The following is a 19,251-nucleotide window of genomic DNA, read 5'->3' as shown; positions in this document are numbered from 1 at the left end:
CTGCAACGGGCGCCGCATGCGCCCGTTGTCGTTTAGGCACCCGGCGGTCTCAGCGTACCTGCAGCGGCATGCGGTAGCGATGACCATCGAGCAACAGCGTCATCTGCCAATCGCGCCGACCGCTCACGCATACAGGCAGCGTCGCGCGCAGGCGCCACACCGCATGGTCCGGCACGAAGCGGTAACGATTGAAACCCATATCCATGCTTTGCATGCTGAACTCGGCCGCGGGTTCGATTCCCGCCGTCACACCGGATAGTTCGATCGAAAACGGCTGTCCAGCCCTCGGCTGATCAAGGAAACGCAGCCGGGCACCACCCGGTAGCCGACAATCGCCGGCCCCCTGTGCGCACGACACGGTTTCTTCCGCAGTATCGTCATGACCGCGCAGATACCAAGCCACCAATGCCAATTTGACCAACCCCAGCGCCAGCAACGCCGCACCGAACAGCAGCCACTGGCGTCGGCTCATGCCCAGGCCCCGCGCATCAACGCCACGCCGTGCGCACCATGGCGTTGAGCCAGATCCAGATCCCGCATGTTCAGACCGCCCAAGGCATAGACCGGCAGCGTGGTCGCTGCCCGTATCGCCTCGAAGCCCTCCCAGCCGAGCGGCGACTGCCCGGGATGGCTATCGGTCGGCTGCACATGGCCGAGCAGCGCATAGTCGAACCCCAGTTCGCCGGCGCGTGCCAATTCGCCGGCGTTATGCACCGAGGCACCCACCCATGGAACATCCGGCCGTACCGTGCAGGCGGCGAGTTGGCGCGCCGGTAGATGCACGCCGTCCACCGGCAGCCCTTCGAGTTCCGGTGTGTCGCCATGAAGCAGCACGCGCCCGCCATAGTCGTGCACCCGCTCGGCCACTGCGGCGGTAAAGCGCGCCAGTTCGGCCGGCGCGAGACCAGGCTCGCGCACCAGCACCAGTTGCGGTGCGTCGGGCTCCGACAACCGTCGCAGGATGGCCGCTTCGCCAAGCAAGTGGGCACAGGTGACGGCATAGACGAACGGTAGCGCCAGCGCCTTGAGGATCGGCCCGTTGGCCGGCAGCATCGGCTCGACCGACGCGGTGCCCGGCGCCATCCAGGCAAAGCGCTGACCTTCGAGCGGGCGCGGCTCGCCCTGCCAGTCCCAGACGCGGAAAAAGTGCAGGCGCACCGAGGCATGCTCGTAGTGATGCACACGCGTCAACCAGAAGCTGGCCCGCGACATGCGGATGCCCATTTCTTCGTCGAGTTCGCGCGCCAGGGCTTGTTCGAAGCTTTCGCCCGCCTCGACCTTGCCGCCGGGAAACTCCCAATAGCCGGCATAAGGCTTGCCCTCCGGCCGGCTGCCCAACATATAGCTACCGTCCGGGCGCATCAGCACGCCGGCCACCACTTCGATGATGCGCGGCGTATTCGCGTCGAGACTCATCACTTGCGCTCCTTTTTGCGGCGGCCGGCCCAGTCGCAGGCGAATTGCCATGCCACCCGACCGGAGCGCCCGCCCCGCGTCAGTGCCCACTGTAGTGCCGCGCGCTCGGCCACCGGGTCGAATTCGACGCCGAAATGTGCGAGCCAGCCCGTCACGGCATCCAGATAGGCTTCTTGATCGAACGGATAGAACGACAACCACAAGCCGAAGCGATCGGAAAGGGAGATCTTTTCCTCGATGGCCTCACCGGGGTGGATCTCGCCGTCGCGGGCGTGGGTGTCGAGATTGTCGGCCTGCTGCTCGGGTAGCAAGTGGCGACGGTTGGAGGTCGCGTAGACCAGCAGGTTATCGGCACGGCGGCCAATGCCGCCGTCGAGCGCCACCTTGAGCGCCTTGTAGCCATCGTCGCCGGACTCGAACGACAGATCGTCGCAAAACAGAATAAACCGCTCGGGCCGCTCGGCCACCAGGTCGACGATCATAGGCAGGTCGGCCAGGTGCCCCTTGTCGACTTCGATGAGACGCAGGCCTCGCTCGGCGAACAACGGCAACAACGTCTTGATCAGCGAGGTTTTGCCGGTACCGCGCGCGCCGGTCAGCAGCACGTTGTTGGCCGGGCGGCCGAGCACGAACTGGCGCGTGTTCTGGATCAGCAGATCGCGCTGACGATCGATATGGGTCAATTGCTCGGGATGCAAAGTGTGCGGCTCGCGCACGGTTGCGAGCCAGCCGGCCGCGCCCTGGCGGCGCCAGACGAAGGCTAACGCGGTCCAGTCGGGCGGATTGGGGGCGGGCGGCAGCAGCGTTTCCAGCCGCGCCAATACGGCTTCGGCACGGCCGATCAGCTGTTCGAACTTGTCCATGCCCAATCCTCAGTCGCGCAGCGAGATCACCGGCCAACCATGCGCCTCGGCGTGCTCGAGCAATACCGGATCGGGGTCGACCGCCACCGGATGACTGACGACCGACAGGAGCGGCAGGTCGTTTTTCGAATCGCTGTAGAAGAAGGTTTGCCGGTAATCCGCCAAGCGCTCGCCGCGTTCGGCGAGCCAGGCATGCAGCCGCTCGATCTTGCCTTCGCGAAAGCTCAGCACGCCCTCTGCACGGCCGGTGAAGTTGCCGTCGGCATCCTCGGCCAATTCGATGGCGATCAGGTGCTCGACGCCGAGCTCTCGGGCGATCGGCGCGGTCAGGAAGCGATTGGTGGCGGTGATGATCAGCACCAGGTCGCCCTGGGCACGGTGGGCGGCCAGCAAGGCGCGCGCCTTGCCGGGAATGATCGGCAAAATGCGTTCGACCATGTATTCGGCGTGCAACTGTTCCAGTTCGGTACGGCTGAAGTCGGCCAGGTGCGCCAGTTGATGGTCGAGCGCCGCTTTCAGATCCAGCGTGCCGGCCAGGTATTGCTGGTAGTAGACCTCGCTCTGATCCAGATGCGACTGCGGCAGCAGTCCGCGCTTTTGCATGAAGCGCGGCCATTCCGCTTCGGAGTCGCCACTGATCAATGTGTTGTCGAGATCGAAAATCGCGAGATTCATGGCTGGGCTCTTGTGGTTTGCAATACGTTCTTCACCAGCGGCACGGTGATCGGTCGGCGCATCGCCAACGAATAGCGATCGAGCATGTCGAGCATGGCGATCAGGCTGGTCAGGTCGCGTCGCCAGTGGGTCAACAGGTAACGGAACACATCGTCGGCCACGGCGAGCTGGCGCTTGGCGGCGTGGGCATGCAGCGCCGCGAGCTTGTCTTCGTCCGACAGCGCCTTGACCTCGAACACCAGTCCCCAACCCAACCGGGTGCGCAAGTCGTCGCGCAACGCCAAGGCCATCGGCGGTTTGCGTCCGGCCATCAGCAGATAGCCTGTGCCAGCATCTTTGAGCGAGTTGTAGATGGAGAACAGCGTGATTTGATCGTCCGGATCGAGGTCGTCGATGTGATCGACGGCGATGAAGCTGGCCTCGCGCGCGAAATCGGGCAGACGCTCCGCCTTGGCGTCGAGATAGATCGACGACCGCCCCAAAGTTTCGGCATGGGCGATCCAGGCCTGCAGCAAGTGGGTCTTGCCGCTGCCGACCTCGCCCCATAGATAGATAAAGCGCTCGCAGCCCGGGTCGGCCAGGGCGGCGATCACTTCCCGGTTGCGCTCGGCGACGAAGGTATCGAAAACCGGCAAGGGAACGGGGGCTAAATCCAGTACGAGCTGATCCAAGATCTTAGGTATAAGAAGGAAAGTTCAGACCTCGATTTTACGCCGAGACACCCTACTCGCGAAACCTTGTTTTTTTCCCAGCTCATTTTCACGACTCATGACGGGAGATTAACCTGCTCAATGAGCGAAATTCGGTTAAAATACAGCGGCTTTCATGCCGATGAAAGCTCGACGTCAAACTATGTCACGTGAAGAAAGCGAGCAGATCTTGAATCCCACGTCCCTCAGTTATCGCGATGCCGGTGTCGACATCGACGCCGGCGATGCGCTAGTCGAAAACATCAAGCCCTATGCCAAGCGCACTATGCGTCCGGAAGTGCTGGGCGGTATCGGCGGTTTCGGCGCACTGGTGGAAATTTCCAAAAAGTACCGCGAACCGGTACTGGTTTCCGGTACCGACGGTGTCGGCACCAAGCTGAAACTGGCCTTCGACTGGCAGCGCCACGATACCGTGGGCATCGACCTGGTCGCCATGAGTGTCAACGACATCCTGGTGCAAGGCGCCGAACCGCTGTTCTTCCTCGACTACTTCGCCTGCGGCAAGCTCGACGTGCCCCAAGCCACCGAAGTGGTCAAAGGTATCGCCGCCGGTTGCGAACAGGCTGGCTGCGCGCTGATCGGCGGCGAGACCGCCGAGATGCCTGGCATGTACCCGATCGGCGAATACGATCTGGCAGGCTTCGCCGTCGGCGTGGTGGAAAAGTCGGCCATCATCACCGGCCAGGACATCCGCCCGGGCGACGTGGTGCTGGGGCTGGCATCGAACGGTGCGCACTCCAACGGCTATTCGTTGATTCGCAAGATCATCGAACGGGCCAACCCCGAACTGGATGCACCGTTCGCCAACGGCCAGTCGCTGCGCGAAGCGGTCATCGCCCCGACGCGCATCTACGTCAAACCGCTATTGGCACTGATGCAGCACTTGCCGGTCAAAGGCATGGCGCACATCACCGGCGGCGGCATCACCGAAAATACGCCGCGCGTGCTGCCGGATGGCGTGGTAGCGGAAATCGACGCCCAAAGCTGGCCGCTGCCTCCGCTGTTCCAATGGCTGCAACAACAAGGCGGCGTCGATGCGCAGGAAATGTACCGCACGTTCAATTGCGGTATCGGCATGGTGGTGGTGGTGGCCGCCGAGCACGCCCAAACCGCGAGCGAGTTCCTGACGCAACAGGGCGAAACGGTCTATACCATTGGCAAGATCCGTCAACGGGATGGCGCCGAGCACCAGACCCGGGTAAGCTGACTCCCGTCCGTCACGGCGCCGCGGAGGACTCCCGCGGCGCCGTCATTTTTTTGATCAATACCCATGAAAAACATCGTCATCCTGATTTCCGGCCGCGGCTCCAATATGGAAGCCATCGTGCGTGCCCGCATCGCCGGCGCGCAGATCAAGGCGGTGCTGGCCAACCGTGCCGATGCCGCCGGCCTGACCTTCGCGCGCGAGCACGGCATCGAGACCCGCGTCGTCGATCATCGGCACTACGACTCGCGCGAAACCTTCGATGCCGCGCTGCAGGCCCAGATCGACCAATTCGCGCCAGACCTGGTGGTCTTGGCCGGCTTCATGCGCATCCTGAGCGCCGGCTTCACCCGCCACTACGAGGGCAGGATGCTCAACATCCATCCGTCGCTGCTGCCGGCCTTCACCGGCCTGCATACCCATCGGCGAGCCATCGAGGCGGGTTGCAAACTGGCCGGATGTACCGTGCACTTTGTCACGGCCGAGCTCGATCACGGCCCGATCGTGGCCCAGGCAGCCGTGCCGGTACTGCCGGACGACGATGAAACGAGCCTGGCGGCCCGCGTTCTGGCCCAGGAACACCGGCTCTACCCGCAGGTGATCGGCTGGTTCGCCGCCGACCGGCTGGTTTGGCGCGACGGCCGCGTCTATGTTCATGGCGATGTCGGCGCAACCGGCACCCTGGCGAACCCGGACGAATGAAACGCACCAAGCGCTACACGCTGGCGCTGGCCCTGCTGCTATCGCTGCTCTTACATCTGGCGATCATGGCATCGGGCTGGCTGCCCTCGTTCGCGCCGCTGCCGGACGACAAGCTCGATCCCATCAGCATCAAGCTCACCGCGATGCGACTCGATAATGCGCCGGCGCGGTCGCCCACGCCGAGCGCCCCGCCTCCGGGACGCATGCGTATCGCCGCGCTGCCGGCCAAACCACGCAACGTCGCCAGCCCCAAGACGCACAGCGACGCCTCAAGCGCCGAAGCCCGCGCAGCGGCCTCCGCACCGACAGATCAAGTGGCAACCACCCCGCCTGACGACGCGTCGGCTCCGTTGGCGGAGGGGGACGACGACAACCGGCTGCTGCCCGACCACGTGCTCAAGCGCTTCCCGAAGGCAGCCGAACTCAAATACCAGGTGTACTACGGTGCGCTCATGGCCGGCATCGCCGTCATCGATTGGCAGCGCGAAGGCACACATTACACGCTGGAGAGCCGTATCGCGCCGATCATCGGCCCCAGGCTGCGCTATCGCTCCAGCGGCAATATCGGCCGCCACGGCCTGCAGCCCAGCGACTATGCAGCCTGGCGCAACGAGGAGCCGCGCGAACACGCCCACTTCGATTGGGAACAACAAGTGCTGGACTTCGGCGACGACAACCGCCAACAAGTCCCGCTACAGCACGGCGCCCAAGACATCTTCAGTCTGATCTATCAATTGGCGCTGAAAGGGGCCGAGGCGCCACCGGTACAAATCACCACCGGCAAGAAAGTCTACCAATACCCACTGGCGCCGGTCGGCCAAGCCGATTTCGACACCGGCTTCGGCAAAATCCGCGCGCTGGTCTTCCGCGCCAGCGGCAATGACGACACCACCGAATTCTGGCTCGCGCCGGACTTCGCCAATCAACCCATCCGAATTATTCGTTCGGACTCTAGAATGAAACTGGACATGCGCGTCACCGACATCGTCATCGACGACAACAGTGAGTGGCACCTGCCCAAACCTACACCAAGAAAGCACGAAAAATGATTCACGCCGCCCAATTGGGACATATCGAAAACGTTATCGGACAGATTCTCAGCTTCGACCGCCCGGCCGACGCCGTGCTGTCGAATTATTTCCACCAAAACAACAAGCTGGGGGCCCAGGATCGGCATCTGATCGCCGAGACCGCCTTTGCCTGCTTGCGCCGCTTGTCGCAACTGCGCGCGCTTATCGAGCCCGACCGCATTACGGCGCGCCGCCTGGCGCTCGCCACCCTGGCGCGGGTGCGCGGCCTAAACCTCAAAGAGTTTGGCGGCTGCCTGAAAAACAGCGAGAGCGAATGGCTGTCCACCCTCAAGGCCCGGACGCTGCCGGACGATCTGGCGATTCAGGCCGAGCTGCCGCAGTGGGTGATCGACCGACTGGAAGACGCCTCGCCCGAAGCGGTGATGGCATTGGGCCGCGCCATGATGCAGAGCGCGCCGCTCGATCTGCGCGTCAACACCCTGAAGATGAAGCGCGACGAAGCGCTGTGCCGCCTGGACGAAGCCGGTATCAAGGCTTGCGCCACTCCCTACTCGCCGATCGGTATTCGCGTCGAGGGCAAACCGGCGCTCAACCGGCTTGAGCTATTCAAGAGCGGCGCTATCGAAGTTCAGGACGAAGGCAGCCAATTGCTCGGTCTGCTAGTTGGCGCACGCCGCGGCGAGATGGTGGCCGATTTCTGCGCCGGCGCCGGCGGCAAGACCTTGCTCTTGGGTGCGCAGATGGCCTCCACCGGCCGCCTCTATGCCTTCGACATTTCCGAAAGGCGCCTGGCCAACCTCAAACCGCGACTGGCACGTTCGGGCCTGTCGAACGTGCACCCGCAACTGATCGCCAACGAGAACGACGCGCGCATCAAGCGTCTGGCCGGCAAGATCGACCGTGTGCTGGTCGACGCACCCTGCTCCGGCCTGGGCACCTTGCGCCGCAACCCGGACCTGAAGTTCCGCCAATCGCCGGAAACGGTGGCGGCACTCAATCAACAGCAGCTCTCGATCCTGCAAAGCGCCAGCCGCCTGGTGCGCGACGGCGGCCGCCTGGTCTACGCGACGTGCAGTCTGCTGCCGCAGGAGAATCAGCAGATCGTCGATGCCTTCCTCTCCACGCATCCGGAATATCGGATCGTGCCGGTAGGCACGGCACTCGAAGAGCTGAAGATTCCACTGGCAATGGGCGATGCACTAGCGATCAACCCAGCGCGCGATAACATGGATGGATTTTTTGCCGTTATCTTGGCAAAGGATGGCAAATAACTTAACATAGAATATTAGTAAATTCGAATCCTCGAAAAGGACGATTGCCGCATGCCTGATCAACATGTCGCCGGTCTGCTCAGGCAACAGGTGAGTCGCCGCCTGCGGCACTTCGTCCTGTCGACCGCGCTATGGCGCCGGCGTGCGCCGATCTGGCTCGCCGCCGTGTTGATCGGCTGTACGGCATTCGTCTTCTCCACCGGCAGCAATTGGGCGCACATCCTGTTCGAGGCCGCCTATGCCCACTCGCCCTACTGGTCTTTGTTGATCACGCCATGCGGCCTGGGCCTATCGGTCTTCCTGCTCAATCGATACTTTGCCGGCGCGGTCGGCGGCGGTATCCCCCAGGCCATCGCCGCGTTGCACCCTGGCACGCTGGTGCTGCGCGAACGACTGCTCACCCTCAAGGCGGCCTTAGGCCAAGTGTTGCTGACGCTGATCGGCATCTCCTCCGGCGCCACCTTCGGCTACGAGGGGCCAATCGTCCAGGTCGGCGCAGCCATCAAATACAGCCTCAACCGCGGCGCGGCGATCAAGAACGAAGGCACCTCGCGCAGTCTGATCCTGGCGGGTGCCGCCGCCAGCGTGGCCGCGGCCTTTAATGCCCCGCTTGCCGGCATCGTGTTCGCCATCGAGGAGATGAGTCACGCCTTCGATCAGCGCGCCACCTCCACCATCCTGCTGTCGGTGATCATCGCCGGTCTGACCGCGATGAGCCTGGAGGGCAATTACAACTATTTCGGTATCACCTCGGTGACGCTCGACCTGCGCCACGGCTGGATCGCCATGCCGGTCTGCGGCATCGCCGGCGGGCTGATCGGCGGCTTGACCGCCCGCATCATGCTGAAACTGTCCGCCAACCTGCCAGGGCCATTCCATCGCTTGCGCCAGCAAAACCCGATCCTGTTCGCCATTGCCTGTGGCATCGCCATCGCCGCCATCGGCATCATGGCGGGCGGCATCACATTCGGTACCGGCTACTGGCGCGCGCGGGAAATCATTCTGCAAGGCGGCGACGGTCTCGAAGCTTACGGCCCGCTCAAATGGTTGACCATGCTGATCAGCTTCATCAGCGGCGCCCCCGGCGGCACGCTAGCGCCGTCGCTGGCCGTTGGCGCCGGGATCGGCCTCAATCTGGCGTCGCTCATGCCGGATCTACCGCAGACCGCCATCATCCTGCTCGGGATGGTGGCCTTCTTCTCCGGCATGACCAGGGCACCGATGACCGGTTTCGTCATCGTGATGGAAATGAGCGATTCTTCCAGCATGATCATCCCGCTGATGGCTTCGGCGCTGATCGCCGCCAATCTATCGCGCCTCATCTCGCGCAAGGCGCTGTATGGCGAATTGGGCTACATGCTGTTACGCAAAGCCCGACGCGAAGAAGCGCAAATTGACCAGCTTCGACGCGACACGTAAAATAACCCGACTCAAACGGTCGGGTATTGACCCGCAAGCCATTATTCAGGAGCCCGCATGGACACCCAGCAACTCATCAAGCAAACCGTGACCGAAAATCCGGTCGTCCTCTACATGAAGGGTTCGGCCCAGTTCCCGCAGTGCGGCTTCTCCTCGCGCGCCGTACAACTGATCAAGGCCTGTGGCGTCAACAAGTTCGTCACCGTCGACGTCCTGGCCGACCCGCTGGTGCGCCAAGGCATCAAGGATTACGCCAACTGGCCGACCATCCCCCAGCTCTACGTCAAGGGCGAGTTCATCGGCGGCTCGGACATCCTGGCCGAGATGTACCAGAACGGCGAACTGCAAACCCTGCTGCAGGAATTCGCTGTCTGAAATTTCAGAGGGCATGGTTTTGTGCGCCGCACCGTGCTAAAATACCCTCCCATACCTGCGTCAGTGTCTGACAGGTGTTGGCGCCGGCGACCGGCGCCGGCCGAGACACCCGCTACTGCCGGCAGCGAAAGCTGCCGGTGACGTATAAAAAGCTGTTTTTCCTCGACCGCGGTCGGTGAAAAACAGCTTTTTCTCAAGGTCTGGGACAAAGCATGAACATCACCGTCGTCAATCATCCGCTGATCCAGCACAAACTCGGCCTGTTACGCGAGGGCGAGATCAGCACCATGAAATTCCGCCAACTGACGCAAGAACTGGCCCGCCTGCTGGCCTATGAGGCCACGCGCGATTTCGAGCTGGAAACCGTCACCATCGAAGGCTGGTGCGGCCCGATCGAAGTTCAGCAAATCAAGGGCAAGAAAGTCACCGTCGTACCTATCCTGCGTGCCGGCATCGGCATGCTCGACGGCGTGCTCGACCTGGTGCCCTCGGCCAAGATCAGCGTAGTCGGTCTGTATCGCAACGAGGAAACCCTCGAACCGGTCCCCTACTTCGACAAGTTCGTCGACAACCTGAACGAGCGCATTGCGCTGATCATCGACCCGATGCTGGCCACCGGCGGCTCGATGGTCGCCACCATCGACCTGCTCAAGCGCAAGGGTTGCCGGCACATCAAGGCCGTGGTGATGGTCGCCGCGCCCGAGGGCGTGCGCATCGTCAACGAAGCCCACCCCGACGTGCAGATCTATGCCGCCTCGCTCGACAGCCACCTCAACGAGGTCGGCTACATCATCCCCGGGCTAGGCGACGCCGGCGACAAGATCTTCGGCACCAAACACGCCTGAACCATGTATGCCAGACCCACCGCCGCTTGCCACTTTCGGACAAGCGGCTTTTTTTCAACCTGCGCTCATGCAACCTGGAAGGAGATGCGCCATGAATCACTGGCAACAAATCGACCATGACTTTCTGCTGCGTTTTCCCGGCGGCCTCGCCGACCCCGACTGGCTAGAGCTGGGCAAAAAACACAAAAGCGTTACCAGCGTCATCCGCCTGTGCGAAGAGGGGCTGGCCGAGCACACCATGGCAGCGGCGCTGGCACAAGGCAGACTGGCGCCCCTGATCGAAACCTGCCGCCAGATCATCGGCCGCAGCACCACGGTCAGCACTTTCGAAAAAATGGCCTTTCGCAATTACCTGGGTTTTAGCGACATTCACCAGCCGTTCCTGCAAGCTTTGTACGAGCTATTGCACCACTTCGGCCCGGAGAGCTTCGCGAATTTTGTCGACGTGCTGCAATTATGCCGCCACGACCACAACGCCAACCCGGCCAAGTGGCCCGTGGTCACTTGCTTTCTCGCCTACAGCAAGCCGTTCGAGCACGTTTGCATCAAACCGACCACCATCAAAAAGGTGGCGGCGCGCCTAGGCGTCGACATCGCCTACCAGGCCCTGCCGAATCACGAAACCTATACCAGGGTACAAGGGATGGTGCAGTCGTTCAGGCAGCACAGCACGCTGGCGCAAGATCAGAACAACATCATTGCCCAGGCCATCATGTACTGCACGGTTTAACCAAAAATATTTCACAAGACTGAGAGATCATCTATGTTTCAACACCTCAAGCAAGCCGTCTCCGGCGCCCAGATCCTGTTCGTCGCTTTCGGCGCGCTGGTTCTGGTACCGCTCCTGACCGGCTTGAATCCGGCCATGGCGCTATTGGGCGGCGGCATCGGCACCCTGATGTTCCAGCTATGCACCCGCGCCCAGGTGCCGATCTTTCTCGGCTCCTCGTTCGCCTTCATCGGCCCGATCATCTACTCGTCCCACACATGGGGCATGCCCTCGACCATGTTCGGCCTCTTTTGCGCCGGCTTCATGTACTTCGTGTTCTCGGCCCTGATCCGCTGGCGCGGTATCGGATTGGTCAACCGGCTGCTGCCGCCGGTGGTCATCGGCCCGGTCATCATGATCATCGGTCTGTCGGTGGCGCAAGCCGCCTCCAACATGGCCATGGGTCGGGCCGGCGGCGCCCAGGTGGTTGCCTACCATAGCGCCTTGTTGCTGGCCGCCATATCGCTCGCCACGACCATCGTCGTCTCGTTGTTCGCCCGCGGCATGTTCCGCCTGGTGCCGATTCTGGCCGGCGTCATCGTCGGCTACCTGAGCGCTGTCGCCATGGGCTTGGTCGACCTCGGCAAGATCGCCGACGCCCCCTGGTTCGCCGTGCCGCACTTCGCCTCGCCCCAGGTTAACTGGGCGGCGGCGCTCTTCATGCTGCCTGTGGCCATTGCCCCGGCCATCGAGCACATCGGCGGCGTCATGGCCATCGGCGGCGTCACCGGCAAGGACTACACCAAGACGCCGGGCCTGCACCGCACGCTGTTCGGCGATGGCTTGGGTGTCTGCATCGCCGGTCTGATCGGCGGCCCGCCGGTCACCACCTATGCCGAAGTCACTGGCGCCGTGATGATCACGCGCAATTTCAATCCGGTCACCATGACCTGGGCGGCGCTTTTCGCCATCGCCATGGCGTTCTTCGGCAAATTCAACGCATTGTTGCAATCGATCCCGATGCCGGTCATGGGCGGCATCATGGTTCTACTGTTCGGCACCATCGCCTCCATCGGCCTGAAAACGCTGATCGAAGCCAAGGTCGACCTGATGCAACCGCGCAACCTGGTCATTATCTCGGTGGTACTGACCGTCGGCATTGGCGGGCTGGAACTCAAGATCGGCGACCTCGGCCTGGCCGGTGTCGGGCTATGCTCGCTGTTGGCGTTGATTCTGAATCTGGTACTCCCGGCACGCAGCGCCAACCATCAAGGCATCGAGGAAGGACAGGACATCTGACGCGAGTCGGCCCGGTAATGACAGTCGCCGGGCCGACCATCATTGCGCTATGATCATCGCATAAACCATCGCGGAGTCCGCCATGCTGCTCGACAAGGAACAAGCCGTCCTACTGGTCATCGACGTACAGGAAAAACTGCTACCCGCCATCCAGGATGCCGACCGGCTGCAAAGCCGCCTAGCCTGGCTGATCGGCGTCTGTCGGGACGGCGGCCTGCCGATCGTTTTCTCCGAGCAGTACCCGCGCGGCCTGGGGCATACGATCCCCGCACTGAGGGCGCTGGCCCCCGATGCGCCAGCCGTGGAAAAGGTGCATTTCTGCTGCGTGGCAGCCGGCTGTCTGCCCGAATGGACGCTGTCGCAGCAACAGTTCGTGCTGTGCGGCATGGAAAGCCATGTCTGCGTGCTGCAAACCGCCGAGGGCCTACTCCGCCTTGGCAAGACCGTGTTCGTCGTCGCCGATGCGATCGGCAGCCGGCGCGCACTCGACCATCAACTGGCCCTCGAACGTCTGCGCCAGGCCGGCGCGCACATTGTCAGCCGCGAGATGGTGCTGTTCGAAACCCTACGCCAAGCCGGCACCGCGGCGTTTAAAGCCGCCAGCGTTGCCTGGCTGCAAGGCGACCAGCCCGATTAGCTCCTGTTGCGCCGTCACCGGCACGTCGAGTCAATAAAAAAGGCTGCCCGCAGGCAGCCTTTTAAGAAACGCCGAGATAAAGGGATTAGGCCAGAGCAGCCACAACCACCTTGATCGGTGCAACCACGTCGTGGTGCAGGGCGATTTCCAGTTCGTATTCGCCGATGGCCTTCAGCGGGCCGTTCGGCAGACGAACTTCGTAACGCTTGATTTCAACGCCGAACGCGGTAACCGCATCGGCGATGTCGACGTTGGTAACCGAACCGAACAGACGACCGTCAACGCCGGCCTTTTGTTCGATGGTCACAACAGCGCCTTCCAGCTTCACGCCACGAGCCTTGGCATCAGCCAGGATCTCTGCCTGCTTGGCTTCGAGCTCGGCACGGCGAGCTTCGAATTCCTTCAGGTTGGCTTCGGTCGCACGCTTGGCCTTGCCTTGCGGGATCAGGAAGTTACGGCCGTAGCCGTCCTTGACCTTGACGACATCGCCCAGTTGACCCAGGTTGGCTACTTTTTCGAGCAGAATTACTTGCATCTTGTCTGTTCCTTTCCCGGATTAGTGCTGATCGGTGTACGGCAGGAACGCCAGGAAGCGAGCACGCTTGATCGCAGTGGTCAGCTGACGCTGATAGCGAGCCTTGGTACCGGTGATGCGAGCCGGGATGATCTTGCCGTTTTCGGCGATGAAATCCTTCAGCAATTCAACCGACTTGTAGTCGATTTCCTTGATGCCTTCTGCCGTGAAGCGGCAGAACTTCTTGCGCTTAAAGAGTTGACGTGCCATTTGTCTAACCTTTTACAAATTCAACGTGTTCGATATGCAGTACCAACCGCGGATTTTTCAGGCTTCGCTGGGAGAGGAACCCGGTGAGAGCCACCGTGTTGCCCGCCAACTTCCCCGCGTGAAGCGGTGCCTGTTTACCGATCAAGACGGCCTGGATTTCACAGGTCACGTCCCGCTCGAAGCCTGCTTCATTCTGTTTCGAATGATGTCTGAGCCACATTTCCAGCACCGGCAGGCCGGCGGGCGTATATCTCAGGACTTCTTCGCGTTCGACCGACGCGGTCAATACCAAATGATTCTGCAATGCATCCGCCTCAAGCAGCGGCTTCAGCCTCTTCAGCCGGCTGCTGACCGTCGAGCAGGTTTTTCGCCTTCTCGTCCTTCATCATCGGGGAAGCTTCGGTCACAGCGTGAGCCATCTTGATGGTCAGATGACGCAGAACCGCGTCGTTGAATTTGAATGCGTGTTCAAGTTCAGCGAGGGTTTCGGTCGCGCACTCGATGTTCATCAGAACATAGTGAGCCTTGTGCAGCTTCTGGATCGGGTAGGCCAGTTGACGGCGGCCCCAGTCTTCCAGGCGATGAATGATACCGCCAGCGCTGACAACCATGCCCTTGTAGCGTTCGATCATCGCCGGAACTTGTTCGCTCTGATCCGGATGGACGATGAACACAATTTCGTAATGCCGCATGTGAACTCCTTATGGCTTAAAGCCTTTCCACCATGCGTTGTGTGGGAAGGCAAGGGTTTAAACCGGGCGATTTTACGCGAGTTGCGCGCAGAGGGCAAGCAGGAGCGGGTGTAGGGTGCGATCGCGCAGCATCGCACCAATCGCGAGATGGCGGATTGCCTACGACAAATCCCCCCTACAGCCGCGCCTACCGTCGTGTTCTAGCGAATCTTCTTCACCACTTCCAGCAATTCGGCCGCCATATCCTCGGCGGAGGCGGTACCGAGCGAACGGGTCACGCAGCCGTGAACGTGGTTTTCCAGCAATTGCATCGCCACGGCGTCCAGTGCCGACTTGACTGCCGCGACCTGGGTCAGGATGTCGACGCAGTAGCGGTCGTCGGCGATCATGCCGCCGATGCCGCGCACCTGGCCCTCGATGCGCGCCAGACGCTGCAACAGTTTGGTCTTGTCCGGCTGAACCACCGACTTGTCGTTCAGTGGCGCACAACCGCAATCGCGCGACGTTTCGCTCATGTCCGGCCCTCCCCGGCCAAGACGCGCTGGCGGCGGCTCTCGGCCAGCACCATGCCGGACGAGACCGACACATTCAGGCTTTCCACCGTGCCGAACATCGGGATAGACACCAGCACATCGCAATGTTCGCGCGTCAGGCGGCGCATGCCCTCGCCTTCGGCGCCCATCACCCAGGCCAATGGCCCGCGCTGGTCGAAGTGGAACAGATCGGTATCGGCTTCCATCGTGGTGCCGGCGATCCAGATGCCGGCATCCTTGAGATCGCGTAGCGTGCGCGCCAGATTGGTCACCATGATGTAAGGCACGCTTTCCGCCGCGCCACAGGCGACCTTGGACACCGTGGCGTTGATGCTGGCCGCGCGATCCTTGGGGGCGATCACCGCATGCGCGCCCATGGCGTCGGCCACCCGCAGGCAGGCACCCAGATTGTGCGGATCGGTAACGCCATCGAGAATCAGCAACAGCGGCGGCTCCTGTAAATTCTCCAGCACGTCCTCGACGCTGACGAACTGATGGCTGGCGTCGATCCAAGCCGCCACCCCCTGATGACGCGCATTGCCGGTCAGGCTATCGAGCCGGGCCTTATCGACCAGATGCACCTTGACCCCCTCCGCTTGGGCACGTTCGGCCACGGCGCGCGCGCGTTCGTCTTGACGGCCATTGCCCAGGTAGATCTCGATCAGGCTCTTGGGGTTTTGCCACAGACGGGCATTCACGGCATGAAACCCGTGTATCAGGCGCTTGTTGCTCATTGTTTACTCATATAAGGATTCGCGGCTATTTAACCGCGCGCCCGCGGCGAATGCAACCTTGGCACCTAGTTGCGGTGCTTGCTGCGGCGAACGCACGCTACGGTGCGAACGTGGCTTCGCCGGCAGCCAGCCAAACGACAAAATGTTCGGCCGGCATCGGCTTACCGAAGAAATAGCCCTGTAAGCTGTCGCAACCGATGGCCTGCAGGAAGTTCGCCTGCCCCTCGTGTTCGACCCCTTCGGCCACCACGGCGAAGCCGAGCTTGCGCGCCATGGCCAGAACCGCCTCGGTGATCGCCGCGCTATCGCCATCTTGCGGCAGACCGTCGACGAACGAGCGGTCGATCTTGAGCGAATCGAGCGGAAAACGTTTGAGGATGGATAGCGAGGAATACCCCGTACCGAAATCGTCGATCGCCAATTGCACGCCCAAATGCTTCAGCTCATTGAGAATACGCACAGTTTCGACCGGATTCTGCATAATCATGCTCTCGGTGATCTCGAGCTCAAGTCGTTGCGGCGCCAGTCCGCTCTCCTCCAGCGCGCCGGCCACCAGGCTGATCAGGTTCGGTTGTTCGAACTGACGCGCCGACAAATTGACCGCCACGCGCGGAATGATCAGCCCTTCGCGATCCCAGCGTCGCAGCTGATGGCAGGCCGCCTGCAACACCCAGGCGCCGATCGGCTTGATCAAGCCGGTTTCCTCGGCCAGCGGGATGAAGCGCCCCGGCGCCACCAACCCCTGCTGCGGATGCCGCCAGCGCAGCAAGACCTCGACGCCGACCAGTTCTCGGCTGACCGCATTCACCTGCGGCTGGAAATGCAACTCGAACTCGTCGCGTTCCAGCGCCTGGCGCAGACTGTTTTCCAACACCAGCCGCTCCACGGTCTGAGCGTTCATTTCGGCATTGAAAAACTCGTGGGTATTCTTGCCCGAATCCTTGGCGCGATACATCGCCACATCGGCATTCTTCAGCAGTGTGCGCGCGTCGGCGCCATCGTTGGGATAGACGCTGATACCGATACTGCCGGTCACGTACACCTCGTGCTCTTCCAGCCGCAGCGGCTTGGCCAGCACACCCAACACCTGTTCGGCAATCGCAGACAGGTCGCCAAGCCCGTCGAAGCTCGACACCAGCAAAGTGAATTCGTCGCCGCCCAGGCGTGCCAGCATGCCGCGCTCGCCGACCGTATTGGCCAAGCGGATGGCGATCACCCGCAGCAGCTCGTCGCCCGACTGGTGACCGAAGGAATCGTTGATCAGCTTAAAGCGGTCCAGGTCGATGAAGATGACCGCCAACTGGCCCTCGCCCTCCTTCATAGACAGCAGCCGGTCTTCCAGCGCCGAAATCAGGCAACTGCGGTTAGGCAGCCGGGTCAGCGGGTCGTGGTTGGCCAGGAAGTTCATCCGTTCCTGCGCCTGCTTGCGCACGGTGATGTCGGCGAACAGCCCGACATAATTGACCACTTCGCCTTGCGGATCGCGCACCAGCGATAGCGATAGCTCGGCCGGATACCAGTCGCCGCTCTTGCGCCGATCCAACATTTCGCCACGCCAGTAGCCCTGTTCGTTCAGTGCGCTCATCATCTGGGCGTAGTTGCCGCGGCTTTCATCGCTGAACACGCGCGACACCTTGCCAAGCGCTTCCTCGCGCAAGTAGCCGGTGATACGGGAGAACGCCCCGTTGACTGCAATGATGCGCAGCTCGGCATCGCAGATCAAAATTCCCTCCGCCGAGGTTTCGAATACCTTGGCGGTCAACTTCTGGTTGGCGTCGGCGGCGATGCGATCGGAAATGTCGAGCGCAAAACCGATACTGGCCGGACGCCCGTTGTAATCGAACAGCCGGCTATGCACCTCGACATCCAAAAGACTGCCGTCCGCGCGGACGATACGCGTGGTGTAGTGCATGACCTGCACATTGTCGTCAAAGCGGTGCCGTATCAAATCGCGCACACGCGCAAGCTCGCTCGAAGGCAGGATATCCTCCAGGCGGCAGTTCTCCAGCATTTCGGTGCTGCCGCCCAGCATCTCGGCCAGCTTGGCATTCAGATAGACCAACCGGCCATCTTGGAAAATGAAGATCCCGGCCAGCGACTGCTCGATGAGCGCACCGTATTTCTGTTCGGCCTCCAGCACTGCCTGCTGTTGTTTGCGCGATTCGGAGATATCGGTCACCACCGAACCGATGCCGGCCGGCAGACCTTGTGCGTCGAATAGCGGGAATTTGGTTTCGAGCAGGAAATAATCGCCGCCGCCCAGATCGTTGTCGTATTCGAACTGCCGCGGCTCCAGGCAACGCAGCACCATCTCGTCCTGGGCGCGGATGCGCGTGGCGATCTCGACCGGGAACAGTTCGCTCGGCCGCTTGCCGATCATGTCGATCGGCGCCTTACCGACATGGGCGGCATAAGCGCGGTTGACCATGGCGTAGCGGCCATCGAGCCCCTTGAAGGCCATCAGATTCGGGCTGTTATTGACGAGCGCTTCGATGCGGGCCTGGAATTCGCCCAGGCTGCGCTCGTTGCGACGCTGGATCTCCACCACCGCCGCCATCATCAAGCCGGCGATCACCGCCGAGAGCAGCACCACGCCGTCGGCCAGCGCGCCATAGGCCGGCCCGCCGGCGTTGAACAAGGTCAACATCACCATCACCGTGGCGCTGACCAGCGCCACACCGCGCAAGGTGAGTCGGAAGGCCGCCACCAGCATGACCGGCAGGAACAGCAGTGCGCTGGGGAATAAGAGCAGGTGGCGCCCCGGATAGAGCGCCATGCCGATCCCTAGCGTCAAGAGCCCGTACATCGCCAGTTCGAACAGGCGCCGACGCGAACCCAGTTCGGCGCAGAACACCATCGGCACAAGCGCCGCCAGACAGAGACTGATGTCGCCCCAAGCCATGCCGCCCCAGGACAACAAATGCACCGACACATCGAACAGCAGCGACAGCAGCGATAGCAGCAGCGCCACCAATAAGGCGGGATAGAAGATCAACCGGGCGACCAGCCGCAGCAGCCATAGCGGGCTGGCCAGCCAATCGCGCTCCACGGTCAGGCCGACGAGCGTCAGCGCCGCGGCCAGCAAGTATAGGGAAGCCGCCAGGGTGAGCGCCCAGCCTGCCGAGGCGAACGGCAACATGCCGAGGAACGCGGCGAGCGGCCACCACCAGAGCAAGCCGGCCCGGCGTGCACGCACGATCTGCGCGGCAAATAGCCCATGCGGCAAAAAAGAGGCCAGCGAAATGGCGGCAAGCGGCGCCCGTGGCCACAACGCCAGGGCAACAAGAAAACAGAGGAAGCCCCCTGCGTCGGACAATCTTTTGGCATTCACGCCCGCGAATTCCCTCATCGT

At 62.1% G+C, this 19,251-nt stretch carries 22 protein-coding genes; 10 read left to right on the top strand and 12 right to left on the bottom strand.

The window, feature by feature from the left end; all coding sequences use genetic code 11:
- Positions 1–49: 49 nt before the first annotated feature.
- Genes DFP86_RS04520 through hda form a run of 5 tightly spaced genes read right to left on the bottom strand, consistent with a single transcriptional unit; the run spans position 50 to position 3,625 of the window.
- Entirely contained in the window at positions 50–472 is a 423-nt protein-coding gene (locus DFP86_RS04520) for a hypothetical protein (protein ID WP_133678824.1), read from the bottom strand.
- Positions 469–1,416, bottom strand: a complete 948-nt coding sequence (locus DFP86_RS04515) for a Nudix family hydrolase (protein ID WP_133678823.1) — start codon at positions 1,414–1,416, stop codon at positions 469–471. The genes DFP86_RS04520 and DFP86_RS04515 overlap by 4 nt, the downstream gene beginning before the upstream one ends.
- Positions 1,416–2,279 (bottom strand): ATP-binding protein, encoded by an 864-nt coding sequence (locus DFP86_RS04510; protein WP_133678822.1) that lies wholly within the window; start codon positions 2,277–2,279, stop codon positions 1,416–1,418. Before DFP86_RS04510 ends, DFP86_RS04515 begins: the two co-directional genes overlap by 1 nt.
- Positions 2,280–2,288: 9 nt before the next feature.
- A complete protein-coding gene (locus tag DFP86_RS04505) occupies positions 2,289–2,954 on the bottom strand; it encodes an HAD family hydrolase (protein WP_133678821.1) in 666 nt (221 codons plus the stop codon).
- The gene (gene hda, locus DFP86_RS04500; RefSeq protein WP_133678820.1) at positions 2,951–3,625 is read right to left on the bottom strand and encodes a DnaA regulatory inactivator Hda; all 675 of its coding nucleotides are present in this window, start codon (positions 3,623–3,625) and stop codon (positions 2,951–2,953) included. The genes DFP86_RS04505 and hda overlap by 4 nt, the downstream gene beginning before the upstream one ends.
- 208 nt (positions 3,626–3,833) lie before the next feature.
- Between hda and purM the strand changes: the two genes are divergently transcribed.
- The 10 genes from purM (at position 3,834) to DFP86_RS04450 (ending at position 13,156) form a co-directional block, all read left to right on the top strand.
- Positions 3,834–4,871 (top strand): phosphoribosylformylglycinamidine cyclo-ligase, encoded by a 1,038-nt coding sequence (gene purM, locus DFP86_RS04495; protein ID WP_166642146.1) that lies wholly within the window; start codon positions 3,834–3,836, stop codon positions 4,869–4,871.
- Between the two features lie 63 nt (positions 4,872–4,934).
- The gene (gene purN / locus DFP86_RS04490; protein ID WP_133678818.1) at positions 4,935–5,570 is read left to right on the top strand and encodes a phosphoribosylglycinamide formyltransferase; all 636 of its coding nucleotides are present in this window, start codon (positions 4,935–4,937) and stop codon (positions 5,568–5,570) included.
- Positions 5,567–6,619, top strand: coding sequence for a DUF3108 domain-containing protein (locus tag DFP86_RS04485; RefSeq protein ID WP_133678817.1), 1,053 nt, complete (start codon positions 5,567–5,569; stop codon positions 6,617–6,619). Before purN ends, DFP86_RS04485 begins: the two co-directional genes overlap by 4 nt.
- Positions 6,619–7,872, top strand: coding sequence for an RsmB/NOP family class I SAM-dependent RNA methyltransferase (locus tag DFP86_RS04480; RefSeq protein WP_208108235.1), 1,254 nt, complete (start codon positions 6,619–6,621; stop codon positions 7,870–7,872). Before DFP86_RS04485 ends, DFP86_RS04480 begins: the two co-directional genes overlap by 1 nt.
- Before the next feature lie 51 nt (positions 7,873–7,923).
- Entirely contained in the window at positions 7,924–9,291 is a 1,368-nt protein-coding gene (locus DFP86_RS04475; RefSeq protein ID WP_133678815.1) for a chloride channel protein, read from the top strand.
- A gap of 57 nt (positions 9,292–9,348) precedes the next feature.
- Complete coding sequence (gene grxD, locus DFP86_RS04470) at positions 9,349–9,666, top strand: Grx4 family monothiol glutaredoxin (protein ID WP_133678814.1); 318 nt, start codon at positions 9,349–9,351, stop codon at positions 9,664–9,666.
- 212 nt (positions 9,667–9,878) lie between these two features.
- The gene (gene upp, locus DFP86_RS04465; protein WP_133678813.1) at positions 9,879–10,511 is read left to right on the top strand and encodes a uracil phosphoribosyltransferase; all 633 of its coding nucleotides are present in this window, start codon (positions 9,879–9,881) and stop codon (positions 10,509–10,511) included.
- A gap of 91 nt (positions 10,512–10,602) precedes the next feature.
- A complete protein-coding gene (locus tag DFP86_RS04460) occupies positions 10,603–11,241 on the top strand; it encodes a hypothetical protein (protein ID WP_133678812.1) in 639 nt (212 codons plus the stop codon).
- A 33-nt stretch (positions 11,242–11,274) separates the two neighbouring features.
- Positions 11,275–12,519: a uracil-xanthine permease family protein gene (locus DFP86_RS04455; RefSeq protein ID WP_133678811.1), complete on the top strand. Its 1,245-nt coding sequence runs from the start codon at positions 11,275–11,277 to the stop codon at positions 12,517–12,519.
- A gap of 82 nt (positions 12,520–12,601) precedes the next feature.
- The gene (locus DFP86_RS04450; protein WP_133678810.1) at positions 12,602–13,156 is read left to right on the top strand and encodes a hydrolase; all 555 of its coding nucleotides are present in this window, start codon (positions 12,602–12,604) and stop codon (positions 13,154–13,156) included.
- An 85-nt stretch (positions 13,157–13,241) separates the two neighbouring features.
- Here DFP86_RS04450 and rplI read toward each other — a convergent pair whose 3' ends face one another.
- The 7 genes from rplI to DFP86_RS04415 all read right to left on the bottom strand — a co-directional run bounded on the left by rplI (position 13,242) and on the right by DFP86_RS04415 (position 19,230).
- Complete coding sequence (rplI, locus tag DFP86_RS04445; RefSeq protein ID WP_133678809.1) at positions 13,242–13,691, bottom strand: 50S ribosomal protein L9; 450 nt, start codon at positions 13,689–13,691, stop codon at positions 13,242–13,244.
- A 21-nt stretch (positions 13,692–13,712) separates the two neighbouring features.
- Positions 13,713–13,940, bottom strand: coding sequence for a 30S ribosomal protein S18 (gene rpsR, locus DFP86_RS04440; RefSeq protein ID WP_133678808.1), 228 nt, complete (start codon positions 13,938–13,940; stop codon positions 13,713–13,715).
- A gap of 4 nt (positions 13,941–13,944) precedes the next feature.
- A complete protein-coding gene (gene priB / locus DFP86_RS04435; RefSeq protein WP_133678807.1) occupies positions 13,945–14,244 on the bottom strand; it encodes a primosomal replication protein N in 300 nt (99 codons plus the stop codon).
- A 10-nt stretch (positions 14,245–14,254) separates the two neighbouring features.
- The gene (rpsF, locus tag DFP86_RS04430) at positions 14,255–14,632 is read right to left on the bottom strand and encodes a 30S ribosomal protein S6 (protein WP_133678806.1); all 378 of its coding nucleotides are present in this window, start codon (positions 14,630–14,632) and stop codon (positions 14,255–14,257) included.
- Positions 14,633–14,832: 200 nt separating this feature from the next.
- Entirely contained in the window at positions 14,833–15,147 is a 315-nt protein-coding gene (locus tag DFP86_RS04425; protein WP_133678805.1) for a metal-sensitive transcriptional regulator, read from the bottom strand.
- On the bottom strand, positions 15,144–15,899 hold the full coding sequence (gene rlmB / locus DFP86_RS04420; protein ID WP_133678804.1) for a 23S rRNA (guanosine(2251)-2'-O)-methyltransferase RlmB: 756 nt from the start codon (positions 15,897–15,899) through the stop codon (positions 15,144–15,146). The genes DFP86_RS04425 and rlmB overlap by 4 nt, the downstream gene beginning before the upstream one ends.
- A 97-nt stretch (positions 15,900–15,996) precedes the next feature.
- On the bottom strand, positions 15,997–19,230 hold the full coding sequence (locus DFP86_RS04415) for an EAL domain-containing protein (RefSeq protein WP_243729302.1): 3,234 nt from the start codon (positions 19,228–19,230) through the stop codon (positions 15,997–15,999).
- Between the last annotated feature and the right edge of the window lie 21 nt (positions 19,231–19,251).

It is taken from the genome of Paludibacterium purpuratum, assembly GCF_004363805.1.
Taxonomy (GTDB): domain Bacteria; phylum Pseudomonadota; class Gammaproteobacteria; order Burkholderiales; family Chromobacteriaceae; genus Paludibacterium; species Paludibacterium purpuratum.
This window is presented reverse-complemented; position numbering and strand designations above follow the sequence as displayed.

Coding starts and splice junctions, on each gene's coding strand:
- DFP86_RS04520 (WP_133678824.1), bottom strand. CDS start 472: ATGAGCCGACGCCAGTGGCTGCTGTTCGGTGCGGCGTTGCTGGCGCTG.
- DFP86_RS04515 (WP_133678823.1), bottom strand. CDS start 1,416: ATGAGTCTCGACGCGAATACGCCGCGCATCATCGAAGTGGTGGCCGGC.
- DFP86_RS04510 (WP_133678822.1), bottom strand. CDS start 2,279: ATGGACAAGTTCGAACAGCTGATCGGCCGTGCCGAAGCCGTATTGGCG.
- DFP86_RS04505 (WP_133678821.1), bottom strand. CDS start 2,954: ATGAATCTCGCGATTTTCGATCTCGACAACACATTGATCAGTGGCGAC.
- purN (WP_133678818.1), top strand. CDS start 4,935: ATGAAAAACATCGTCATCCTGATTTCCGGCCGCGGCTCCAATATGGAA.
- DFP86_RS04485 (WP_133678817.1), top strand. CDS start 5,567: ATGAAACGCACCAAGCGCTACACGCTGGCGCTGGCCCTGCTGCTATCG.
- DFP86_RS04475 (WP_133678815.1), top strand. CDS start 7,924: ATGCCTGATCAACATGTCGCCGGTCTGCTCAGGCAACAGGTGAGTCGC.
- grxD (WP_133678814.1), top strand. CDS start 9,349: ATGGACACCCAGCAACTCATCAAGCAAACCGTGACCGAAAATCCGGTC.
- upp (WP_133678813.1), top strand. CDS start 9,879: ATGAACATCACCGTCGTCAATCATCCGCTGATCCAGCACAAACTCGGC.
- DFP86_RS04460 (WP_133678812.1), top strand. CDS start 10,603: ATGAATCACTGGCAACAAATCGACCATGACTTTCTGCTGCGTTTTCCC.
- DFP86_RS04455 (WP_133678811.1), top strand. CDS start 11,275: ATGTTTCAACACCTCAAGCAAGCCGTCTCCGGCGCCCAGATCCTGTTC.
- DFP86_RS04450 (WP_133678810.1), top strand. CDS start 12,602: ATGCTGCTCGACAAGGAACAAGCCGTCCTACTGGTCATCGACGTACAG.
- rplI (WP_133678809.1), bottom strand. CDS start 13,691: ATGCAAGTAATTCTGCTCGAAAAAGTAGCCAACCTGGGTCAACTGGGC.
- rpsR (WP_133678808.1), bottom strand. CDS start 13,940: ATGGCACGTCAACTCTTTAAGCGCAAGAAGTTCTGCCGCTTCACGGCA.
- rpsF (WP_133678806.1), bottom strand. CDS start 14,632: ATGCGGCATTACGAAATTGTGTTCATCGTCCATCCGGATCAGAGCGAA.
- DFP86_RS04425 (WP_133678805.1), bottom strand. CDS start 15,147: ATGAGCGAAACGTCGCGCGATTGCGGTTGTGCGCCACTGAACGACAAG.
- rlmB (WP_133678804.1), bottom strand. CDS start 15,899: ATGAGCAACAAGCGCCTGATACACGGGTTTCATGCCGTGAATGCCCGT.